Here is a 10,216-nt window from a genome sequence, read left to right as displayed (position 1 = left end):
CCTTCTTCTTTTGCATGGTGAACTTCTTCCAGACGAGCAGGCATTTCTGCTTCGTAACGACGGTATACGATGTATACGTTTTCAGCGCCCATACGTTTTGCACATCTTGCTGCGTCCATGGCAACGTTACCGCCGCCAACAACGGCTACGGATTTGCTGTTGCGGATAGGTGTGTCGTATTCGGACAGGTATGCTTTCATCAGGTTGATTCTGGTCAGGTATTCGTTTGCAGAGTATACGCCAACCAGCGCTTCGCCGGGGATGCCCATGAAGGAAGGCAGACCAGCACCGGTGCCTACGAATACTGCATCAAAGCCCATATCGTCGATGATTTCATCGATGGACAGAACTTTACCGATAACCATGTTTGTCATAATATTTACGCCCAGAGCGGACAGTTTATCGATTTCTTTCTGCACGATTGCCTTGGGCAGACGGAATTCGGGGATACCGTAAACCAGTACGCCGCCGGCTTTGTGGAATGCTTCAAACATTGTTACTTCGTAACCCTGTTTTGCCAGGTCGCCTGCGCATGCCAGAGAGGAAGGGCCGGAACCGATGACAGCCACTTTCTTGCCGTTGGATGCGGGTTTTTCAGGCATTTCATCGCAGTTTTTCATGTACCAGTCCGCAACGAAACGTTCCAGACGGCCAATAGCTACTGCTTCGCCTTTCATACCGCGTACGCATTTGCTTTCGCACTGGCTTTCCTGAGGACAAACACGGCCGCAAACTGCGGGCAGAGCGTTTGTGGAAGTGATGACTTTATAAGCTGCCATGAAGTCGCCTTTTGCCACTTCAGCGATAAATTCGGGGATGCGTACGTTTACGGGACAGCCGCTTACGCAGGGTTTGTGTTTGCAGTTCAGGCATCTTGTTGCTTCTTCCACTGCCATTTCTGCTGTGTAGCCCAGTGCTACTTCTTCAAAGTTTTTATTTCTCACATCAGGTGCCTGTTCGGGCATCTTGATTTTTTCCAGACTCATATTTGCCATGATACCGTACCTCCTTATTTGATCAGTTCATTTGCCAGTTTATCCATACGGCAGATGTGTGTTTCTGTCAGTTCCGCTTCTCTTGCTTTGTAGATGGAGTTACGGTTCATCAGTTCGTCAAAGTCTACTTCGTGGCCATCAAAGTCGGGACCATCAACACATGCAAATTTGATCTTGCCGCCAACTGTGACACGGCAACCGCCGCACATGCCTGTACCGTCGATCATGATGGGGTTCAGGGAAACGATGGTCTTGATGCCGAAGGGTTTTGTTGTCAGGCTGACGAATTTCATCATGGGGATGGGGCCGATGGCGATCACAGCATCGTATTTGTTGCCAGCTTCGATCAGGGCTTTCAGTTTATCTGTTACGAAGCCTTTTTCGCCTTTGGAACCGTCGTCTGTCATCAGGTGATAGTTTGTAGCAACGGCTTTCATTTCTTCTTCCAGGATGACGATATCTTCGTTACGGAAGCCAACGATCACGTCAACTTCTGCGCCCAGTTCGTGCAGAGCCTTTGCCTGAGGGTATGCGATGGCACAGCCTACGCCGCCGCCTACAACAGCAACTTTTTTCATGCCTTCGTATTCTGTGGCAACGCCCAGGGGGCCAACGAAGTCCTGAATGGTGTCGCCGATTTCTTTTGCTGCCAGCATTTTTGTGGACAGACCAACCTTCTGGAAGATGATGGTTACTGTGCCTTTTTCTCTGTCATAATCTGCAATAGTCAGGGGAACTCTTTCGCTGAATTCGTCTACACGGAAGATGATGAACTGGCCTGCCTGTGCTTTTTTCGCTACAAAAGGCGCTTCGATCTCCAGAAGTGTGACCATGCTGTTGAGTTCTCTTTTATTTACGATACGAAACATGGGGGTTCCTTCCTTTCTCTACTTCTCTCTATGGTTTTGGTTTTTCCGAAAGGCTTTTCTTTCGGGCATATTTTTGCTAATATGTAGATTGTATTTATCATAACACAAAAGGATATTTGGTGAAAGACGGAAAAACGCTATTTTTCCATCAAAAAGAATGGAAAAGTTTATGGGAAACAAACAAGAATGGGACATTTTTTGTCCCACTTATAAGACAAGGAGGAATCCGACATGGAGGAAAAGAAATATACACTGGATGATCTGGTGCAGGTCATCAAAATTTTGCGGGGGGAAAACGGCTGCCCCTGGGATAGAGTGCAGACCCATGAATCTATCCGTATGGACATGCTGGAAGAAGCCTACGAAGCGGCAGATGCCATCGATAAGGGCGATATGGAAAATCTGAAGGAAGAACTGGGGGACGTTCTGATGCAGGTGGTCTTTCATGCGGAGATCGAAGCGGAAAAGGGCGGCTTCACCATCGAAGATGTGATCCGTGGCATTTGTGAAAAAATGATTTACAGACACCCTCATGTATTTGGCAACGGGGATGTGAAGGTGGACACAGCGGAACAGGTGCTGGTCAACTGGGAAGAACTGAAGAAGAAAGAAAAACATACAGAGACCCAGACGGAAGTGATGAAAAATGTGCCCGATGCCCTGCCGGCCCTCATCCGTGCCAGAAAGGTGCAGAAGAAGGCGGCGGATGTTGGTTTCGACTTCCCTGTGACAGAAGATGCCTTAAAGAAGGTCTATGAAGAAGTGCAGGAACTGGAAGAGGCTGCAAGGGCTGAAAACGGCAATATCGAGGAGGAATTTGGGGATATTTTGTTCGCTCTGGTGAATATCTCAAGGTTTTTGAAAATAAATCCTGAGTTTGCCTTGACAAAAGCCATCAAAAAGTTTATAAATAGATTTGAATATATTGAGAAATCCGCCCTTTTGCAGGGAAAAGACCTTTCCGGCATGACGCTGGAGGAAATGGATTTACTCTGGGATGAAGCAAAAATCAAGCTTCGTTCAATGAAATCATAAATGAAATTTTTAGGAGGCAAACACAAATGAACAAATCTGATCTGGTTGCAGCAATTGCAGAAAAAGCAGAAATGAGCAAAAAAGATGCTGAAAAAGCACTGAAAGCTTTTGAAGAAGTAGTAACAGAAGAACTGGCAGCAAACGGCAAAGTACAGCTGGTAGGCTTCGGCACATTCGACGTAGCTGAAAGAGCAGCTCGCGAAGGCAGAAACCCTCAGACAGGCGAAGCAATGCCCATCCCCGCTTCCAAAGCTCCCAGATTCAAAGCTGGTAAAGCTCTGAAAGACGCGATCAACAAATAATTCATTCCCAAAAGGAATCCGGCCCTTTCTGCGAAGAAAGGGCTTTTTTACTAAAATCGAAAGGGGAGGTATCCTTTATGAGAGTTGATAAATTTCTGAAAGTATCCCGCATCATCAAAAGACGTACCATCGCCAATGAAGCCTGCGACGCAGGCAGGGTGATGATCAACGGCAAGGTGGTCAAAGCCGGCGCGGAAGTGAAAATCGGCGATATCATCGAGATCCAGTTCGGCAACAACACCACAAAGGTGGAAGTTCTTGATCTGAAAGAATCCACCAAAAAAGAAGACGCCGCAGGCATGTATCGTTCTGTATAAAAAGACGCTGCAGGCGTCTTTTTTTCGCTCTGTCCGCATATCCTTGGAACAGAGGGGGCGTTTTTTATGGCAGAAGAGAAGAAAAGAACCGGTAGACATACATTGAATATGGAAGAACGGGAAAAAGTGCGCATCGGCGGTGTGCTGGAGGTGCTGTCCTTTGATGAAGAGGGTATCATGATGGAGACCACCTGCGGGCTTCTGATGCTGAAGGGGGCAGGCATGCATATCGGCAAGCTGGACTTGGACGCGGGGGACGTCATCGTAGATGGCAGCATCGACAGCGTGACCTATTCCGATGGCACCCTGGCGGAAAAACATTCTATCCTTGGGAAACTGTTTCGATAAGGGGCGGGTGCTATGATCCTTTCATTACATGCACAGGCCGGCCTTTTCCTGCTGACCGTCCTGCTGGGCGGCGGCATGGGCCTGTTGTACGATGGTTTGCGGGTGTTCCGCCATGCTTTGCGCCATAAACCCTTCTGGGTACAGGTAGAGGATGGTCTCTTCTGGCTGTTGGCCGTATTTCTGGTGTTCAGCGTCATGTTGCGGGCCAGCGCAGGGGAAATTCGTTTTTTCACCATACTGGGGCTCTTTGGCGGCATGGGGCTTTATTTCCTGACCCTCAGCCGATTGGTCATCGCTGTCAGCGATACCATCATCCGTCTGGTGAAATACATAGTAGGTCTTTTCTGGCGCATCGTTACCACGCCTTTCCGGCTGTTGTATCTCCTTTTTCGTCGCCCTTTGGGACGGATTGGAAGATTTTGCGATAAACAACAGAAAAAACTATTGCAATCGATGAAACTTTGTGTGAAAATGATAATACATCATATCCATTTGGATTGGCGGATGCTTCGAAGAAAATAGTCGAAGAAAATAGGAACACAGCAGGGAGCTTTTTTATGGAACATAGAAAGAAAATCAAAAAATCCAGAAAACCATCCAGCCTTTTCGTGAGGGTGTTCTTATTTGTATTTGTTGTGACGGTTTCCGTCGGCATTGGCAAGCAGGCTCTCCATTATCAGGAGCTGCAGGAAGAACTGGCTATGGTTACGGCTGAGATCGAAGCCGAACAGGAAAAACAGCTGGAATTTGAGACCCGCAGGGAATATTACACCAGCGATGCCTATATCGAACAGGTGGCAAGAGAACAGTTGGGCATGGTGAAATCCAACGAGATCCTGTATATCAATCGCAGCCAATAGAAATCAAATTTTTTGTAAAAAATTCGGAGAAAAGCCTTGACAAAATCTGAACGAAACGTTATACTGACTAAGTCAGCTTGTGGCGGAGTAGCTCAGTTGGCTAGAGCACACGGTTCATACCCGTGGTGTCGGGGGTTCAAATCCCTCCTCCGCTACTCTACTTTTAAGGCCCGTTGGTCAAGCGGTCAAGACGCGGCCCTCTCACGGCTGAAACAGGGGTTCGATTCCCCTACGGGTCATCCGTGAAAATTAAATATGTTAAAATTATGGAAGTTTAGCTCAGCTGGGAGAGCATCTGCCTTACAAGCAGAGGGTCACAGGTTCGAGCCCTGTAACTTCCATCTATAAAAAAGCACCTTTTGGAAATCCTTTTCCAAGAGGTGTTTTTATTTTGGATATCATTCGTTTTCTATGGATTTTTTTCTGTTTTCTGCTTTCTTTTCGATATGGAATGCCGCTGGCGGCATTTCTAACGTTGTTTGCAGATGGCTTTCTCCTTTTTACAGATTTTTATGCCGCAGGTATTTCCTTTTTTCTTCTCGTCCAGCTGGCATATCTTTACAATTTGAAAGGTGTGTCTTTCTTCTGGCGGGCATTGTTTTTCCTTCCGTTGGGCGTATTTCTGCCGCTGACCGTTCTTGGCGGCCTTTATGCGTTCTTGTTTCTGCTCCATTTTTTTCTTGCACTGCAAAAAGAAAAGGCACAGCCCTCCCTTTCCCGAAAGCTGTACCTCTTAGGTCTTGTGTTATTCATTTGCTGCGATATGGCCGTGGTATGGGGATATTTCTTTACCCCTGTTCCGCATCTGGTCTGGCTTTTCTATGCCCCCAGCCAGCTTTTGCTGGCGTTGACTGCGAAGAGCTTTACTGCCAAAGCGTGATGACCTGAGCCACTATCGTTTCCCCATCATACAGGAAGGAACCCACTTCCTTGCCTTCTTCCACATCTTTCAGGAAGGTTTTGACGGTTACGGTGTCGCCGCGCATACATTCCTTGCGGTAAACAATGCGGATATCCTTCAGTGCCATATCCACGTAAATTTCATCGGGGATATCGTCCATGACCCATTCCAGATATTTTACGTTGTTGGCGTGGCCGTTGGTATCCGTATCTCTTCTGGTCACCACCACATCTCTGCTGCAGATCAGTTCCCCTTCTGGTTCCTTGGGCATCAGGAATTTTTCTCCTTCGATGGCGGAAAGCTGGCCTGCGTGGTATTTTTCTGCCATGCCTTCGGGCACATTGGTGGGTTTGCGCTTTTCAAGATCCATGAACACCCAGCGTGAAACGCCCTCCAGCAGTTTATTTCCTTCTTCATCCAGAATAAAGAAGCTTCTGTTTGCCTGGAAACGGGCAAATTTATCGTTCCAGGTCTGCAGGAAGATTTTTTCTCCGTATTTGGGCATACGGTATAACTTCAGGTGCCAGTTCAGCACAGACCAGAACCAATGGTGCTCCAGCATGTAATCGATGGTATAGCCCAGTGTATCGGAATGGGTAATGGCCATTTCCTGCAGGCTGGAGAGCAAAGCTGCAGGGGTCATGCAGCTGTTGCTGTCGATCTGAAAAAAGCGAACCTTTCGTTCTTCTTCATATCCAATTCTGTCCATCATACGGTTTTCCTCCTTATAACATAGGCGAGATGAGCCTTGCAATGGCTTCGTGTACCTTAAACCACCATCTTCTGCGGCGATACCATTCTTTTGTGATCTCCACGCAGCAATGCAGGTCGTTCATAAAATCGTCTTCCAATACTTTTGTGATATTGTCATCATACATAAAGGCATTGACCTCGAAATTCAACTCAAAGCTGCGGATATCCATATTGGCGGAGCCAACGGAAGAGACTGTACCATCGATGGTCAGCACCTTAGCATGGATGAAGCCCTTTTCATACTGATATACCTTTACGCCTGCTTCCAGCAGTTCCCCCAGATAGGACATACTTGCCCAGTAAACGAAGAAATGGTCCGGGTTGCCGGGGATGATGATGCGCACATCCAGCCCGGAAAGGGCAGCTACCCGCAAGGCTTCGAAAATACCATCGTCAGGCACGAAGTAGGGGGTGGTCAGGTAAATATGGCTTTCCGCCTCATTTATCATTTTAAAATAGCCGTTGCGTACATTTTTCCACTGGGTATCGGGGCCGCTGGAAACGATCTGTGTCCGCACCCCGTCGAACTGTTCCCGTTTGGGGAAGTATTTTTCGCTCAGCTTGATGATGCCTTTTTTTGTGGTAAAATTCCAGTCTTTGATGAAACGCATCTGCATCTGGTCGATGGCGTCACCCTGGAAACGCAGGTGCGTATCTCTCCAGGGGCCGTAGCGTTTGACGATGCCCAGGTATTCATCCCCTACGTTAAAGCCGCCGATATAGCCGATCTCCCCGTCGATGATGGCAAGCTTGCGGTGGTTACGGTAATTCAGGCGAATAACGAAACGGGGCAGGAAAGCCGCTGTATAGCCCCCTGCGGTATGGAGCCTGTCGAAGAAATGGCGGGGCAGAGCGGAATTGCCGATGCCGTCATACAGAATACGGACCTCGACCCCTTCTGCAGCTTTTTTCGTCAGTTCTTCCACCAAACGGGTGCCCAGCCGATCTCCGCGCCAGATGTAATATTCCAGATGGATGAATTTTTTGGCATTGCGGATATCCTGCACCAGGGCTTCAAATTTGTCTTTCCCGTTGTTGAAATATTCCACTGTATTATTGAAGGTCATCCAGTTGCCGCTGTTCAGATGCATATGGGCCAGATCGGTGAGATATGCAGCCTCTACCAGGGTCCCTTTGTTTTCGATATAACGTTTCTGATCACGGATGTTTTCTGCAGAATGAACATCCCGCAGCAGATATTTATAGTAAACTTCCTGATCGTATTTTTCTTTTTTCTGGAACATTTTTTCTCGTTTGCTGTTTCGGCCGAAGATCATATAGGCAACGAAACCAAGAATGGGCACAAACAGCAGCACCAGCAGCCAGGCCCATGTGCTGGCGGGGTTTCTGCGCTCGAAAAATACGACAAGACCAGAAAGGATGACATTGACGATCAGCACGATCAGCGCAAATAACGCGATCCAGAATAATATACTGTTCATACGCATCCTCCTTTCACAGACTTATGGTAACAAATCTATATTGTAATAGTATACTATATCTTTCCAGCGGGGCGCAACCGCTCCTTTTATGAAAAAAATCGAAAAAAATCACGATTTTCTCTTCCCTAAAGTGAAAAACGATGGTAAAATAGTAAGACCGTGAAAAATTACGGCAAAATGCTTGTCATTTTGCGTGCTAGTAATAAAGGAGGAAATATTTTGAACATTTCTGATATCTTGATCATCATCATCGTAGTTTTGGCGCTGCTTTGTGCAGGGATGTATTACCTGAACAAAAGAGGTATGAAGAAAATGATCCAGGCGCAGGATTTCATTGATCAGAACCGCACCACAGTTCAGATCTTCGTCATCGATAAGAGACAGGAAAAACCCTCTCCTTCCAACATGCCCAAGGCTGTTTATGAACAGATGCCCAAATCTGCAAAGATGCGTAAAACAAATCTGGTTCGTGCAAAAGTTGGCCCTCAGATCGTAACACTGATGTGCGATAAGCCTGTTTACCAGGTAATGCCCGTAAAGAAAACTGTAAAGGTTGATCTGGCTGGTATGTACATCGTTGGCATCACAGGCATGAATCTGGAAGATAAAAAGAAAAAGACTCTGTCTGAAAAAGTTGTTGCAAGCGCAAACAAAACAATGAAAGAAAAGAGCGCACAGAGCAAGAAATAAGAACAAAAACGAAGCCCCTTCTTTGGAAGGGGCTTTTTTTGGCGCCAGGCGCTTAATAAAAAAGACGGCAAAGCCGAAACTTTACCGCCATGTTTTTTTAATAAAGCCAATGATGTCGCTTTGGAAAAATTTGGAGAATGGGTGTGTGTCTGCCGAAGCAGTTCCGCCTTCTTCCGCCGAATCATCGCCCTTCGATCCCCCACAGCACAGACGAAAAGGAACAGCAGGGCAAGCCCGCCACCCCTCGGCATCTTGTACCGGGATTCACTCTGTTTGATGAACAAAGGCCGTATTAACGTAAAAATACAGGCTATATTATAGACAAATTTCGACGACTTGTCAATTAGAAAGAAATAGGTATTGAAAAATTTATATTTTCACCTGTATAATAGAAAAGATGGCTAGGAGGAGCAACCAAAGGTTTCTCCCCCATAGTATGTAAAAAATCGATTTGAAGGAGAGATGAACCCATGAGATATGAAGGTACTGTTTACAGACCCCCCAGTGAAGCAGGCAGTCTGATCATTCAGCTGACCATCGGCTGTGCCAGAAACACCTGCACATTCTGCAATATGTATAAGGATAAAAAATTCCGTATTCGTCCCCTGGAAGAGGTGGCGGAAGATCTGGAAATGGCAAGAAGATATTATAGCCGTATCAAAGTGCGCCGTATTTTCCTGGCGGATGGCGATGCCCTGATCGTAAAAACAAAGGATCTGCTGTATATCCTGGATAAATGCCATGAATATTTCCCTGAAGTAGAACGTATTTCCGTATATGGTGCGCCCAAGGATATTCTGGGCAAAACGCCTGAAGAACTGAAACAGCTGAAGGAAGCAGGCCTGGATATGGTTTACATGGGCCTGGAAAGCGGCGCGGACGAAGTGCTGAAGGAAGTAAAGAAAGGCGTAACAGCCGATGAAATGATCGAAGCAGGCAAAAAAGTGCGTGAAGCAGGCATGATCCTGTCCATGACAGTGATCTCTGGTCTGGGCGGTAAAAAGCTGTGGAAAGAACATGCCCTGGGCAGTGCCCGCGTCATTTCTGCCATCAAGCCTGAATATGTTGGTTTCCTGACACTGATGATCGAACCCGGCACAGAAATGCACGATCAGTATAACAGAGGGGAAATCGAACTGCTGACGCCCCATGAAGTGTTGGATGAAACAGAACTGTTTATCCGCAGTGTGGATGCGGAAGGCACCATGTTCCGCTCCAATCATGCTTCCAACTATATCCCCCTGGGCGGCACATTGAATAAAGAAAAAGATAAAATTTTAGGTCAGATCGAAACAAGCAGACAGAGAAGCAAGTTCCGTCCTGATGTTTTCCGTGGAATCTGATTTTGTAATAGTTTAAGGAGTTCGGTAGTATGGCGTGGCTGGGTTTTGTCACATTGATAACGATATATTGGTGTATTTTCCTGGCTGTGACCACAGGCCGATTGGGCTGGGGCATCCTGACAGGCTGGCTTTTGCCTATCCTTGCTATGGCCATCAGTTTTGAGGAAGGCATGCAGGTAAACGGGCTGATGGTACTTATCTGCTTTATCCTTTTCATGCTTTGCCGCAGAGGGCTGACGGAGATCCGCGGCTGGAATATCAAGCAGAGAAAGAAACATCCGGCATTGTTCTGGTTTCTGTATTTCGTCATCTTCCTGATGATGTTCTACAGCGTGGCGCAGGCCCAGATACAGGGGTATGT

Annotated in this window: 14 protein-coding genes and 3 tRNA genes; 13 read left to right on the top strand and 4 right to left on the bottom strand. The window is 46.9% G+C overall.

Translation table 11 applies throughout. The features are described 5' to 3' along the window. A partial coding sequence (locus IJ369_RS06255) for an FAD-dependent oxidoreductase (protein ID WP_290717301.1) occupies nt 1-995 on the bottom strand: 995 nt, incomplete at its 3' end. 14 nt (nt 996-1,009) lie between these two features. Further along, nucleotides 1,010-1,864 (bottom strand): sulfide/dihydroorotate dehydrogenase-like FAD/NAD-binding protein, encoded by an 855-nt coding sequence (locus IJ369_RS06250; RefSeq protein WP_290717299.1) that lies wholly within the window; start codon nt 1,862-1,864, stop codon nt 1,010-1,012. A gap of 231 nt (nt 1,865-2,095) precedes the next feature. Here IJ369_RS06250 and mazG point away from each other — a divergent pair, with 231 nt between their 5' ends. The 10 genes from mazG to IJ369_RS06200 all read left to right on the top strand — a co-directional run bounded on the left by mazG (nt 2,096) and on the right by IJ369_RS06200 (nt 5,606). Then, on the top strand, nt 2,096-2,899 hold the full coding sequence (gene mazG / locus IJ369_RS06245) for a nucleoside triphosphate pyrophosphohydrolase (RefSeq protein WP_290717297.1): 804 nt from the start codon (nt 2,096-2,098) through the stop codon (nt 2,897-2,899). Nucleotides 2,900-2,925: 26 nt separating this feature from the next. Then, nucleotides 2,926-3,201 (top strand): HU family DNA-binding protein, encoded by a 276-nt coding sequence (locus tag IJ369_RS06240; RefSeq protein ID WP_290717295.1) that lies wholly within the window; start codon nt 2,926-2,928, stop codon nt 3,199-3,201. A 77-nt stretch (nt 3,202-3,278) separates the two neighbouring features. Next, nucleotides 3,279-3,518, top strand: coding sequence for an RNA-binding S4 domain-containing protein (locus tag IJ369_RS06235; RefSeq protein WP_290717293.1), 240 nt, complete (start codon nt 3,279-3,281; stop codon nt 3,516-3,518). A 66-nt stretch (nt 3,519-3,584) separates the two neighbouring features. Beyond that, nucleotides 3,585-3,866: a sporulation protein YabP gene (gene yabP, locus IJ369_RS06230; protein WP_290717291.1), complete on the top strand. Its 282-nt coding sequence runs from the start codon at nt 3,585-3,587 to the stop codon at nt 3,864-3,866. 12 nt (nt 3,867-3,878) lie between these two features. Continuing rightward, nucleotides 3,879-4,388: a spore cortex biosynthesis protein YabQ gene (gene yabQ / locus IJ369_RS06225; RefSeq protein ID WP_290717289.1), complete on the top strand. Its 510-nt coding sequence runs from the start codon at nt 3,879-3,881 to the stop codon at nt 4,386-4,388. A 35-nt stretch (nt 4,389-4,423) separates the two neighbouring features. Further along, nucleotides 4,424-4,726: an FtsB family cell division protein gene (locus IJ369_RS06220; protein ID WP_290717287.1), complete on the top strand. Its 303-nt coding sequence runs from the start codon at nt 4,424-4,426 to the stop codon at nt 4,724-4,726. A gap of 81 nt (nt 4,727-4,807) precedes the next feature. Beyond that, a tRNA-Met gene (locus tag IJ369_RS06215) sits at nt 4,808-4,881 on the top strand. A 12-nt stretch (nt 4,882-4,893) separates the two neighbouring features. Beyond that, nucleotides 4,894-4,965: transfer RNA gene (locus IJ369_RS06210), tRNA-Glu, on the top strand. A gap of 29 nt (nt 4,966-4,994) precedes the next feature. Then, a tRNA-Val gene (locus tag IJ369_RS06205) sits at nt 4,995-5,067 on the top strand. A 50-nt stretch (nt 5,068-5,117) separates the two neighbouring features. Further along, nucleotides 5,118-5,606 carry a hypothetical protein gene (locus IJ369_RS06200; RefSeq protein WP_290717285.1) on the top strand — a complete coding sequence of 163 codons (489 nt, stop codon included), beginning with the start codon at nt 5,118-5,120 and terminating at the stop codon, nt 5,604-5,606. Here the strand turns inward: IJ369_RS06200 and IJ369_RS06195 are convergent. Together IJ369_RS06195 and cls are read right to left on the bottom strand one after the other, a co-directional pair. Continuing rightward, nucleotides 5,590-6,339: an acyl-[acyl-carrier-protein] thioesterase gene (locus tag IJ369_RS06195; RefSeq protein ID WP_290717283.1), complete on the bottom strand. Its 750-nt coding sequence runs from the start codon at nt 6,337-6,339 to the stop codon at nt 5,590-5,592. The two genes, IJ369_RS06200 and IJ369_RS06195, sit on opposite strands and share 17 nt — an antisense overlap. Nucleotides 6,340-6,352: 13 nt before the next feature. Beyond that, entirely contained in the window at nt 6,353-7,822 is a 1,470-nt protein-coding gene (gene cls / locus IJ369_RS06190) for a cardiolipin synthase (protein WP_290717281.1), read from the bottom strand. A 219-nt stretch (nt 7,823-8,041) separates the two neighbouring features. On the opposite strand from cls, the gene IJ369_RS06185 reads away from it, so the two are divergent. The 3 genes from IJ369_RS06185 to IJ369_RS06175 all read left to right on the top strand — a co-directional run. Continuing rightward, a complete protein-coding gene (locus IJ369_RS06185) occupies nt 8,042-8,512 on the top strand; it encodes a hypothetical protein (protein ID WP_290717279.1) in 471 nt (156 codons plus the stop codon). Nucleotides 8,513-8,982: 470 nt separating this feature from the next. Further along, nucleotides 8,983-9,855, top strand: coding sequence for a radical SAM protein (locus tag IJ369_RS06180; RefSeq protein WP_290717277.1), 873 nt, complete (start codon nt 8,983-8,985; stop codon nt 9,853-9,855). A gap of 29 nt (nt 9,856-9,884) precedes the next feature. Continuing rightward, the coding region (locus IJ369_RS06175) for a hypothetical protein (RefSeq protein ID WP_290717276.1) at nt 9,885-10,216 on the top strand (332 nt) is incomplete at its 3' end.

The organism is Anaerotignum sp., from assembly GCF_017483025.1.
Lineage (GTDB): Bacteria > Bacillota > Clostridia > Lachnospirales > Anaerotignaceae > Anaerotignum_A.
Note: the sequence above shows the minus strand (reverse complement) of the source record. Positions and strands in the feature narration are given on the sequence as shown.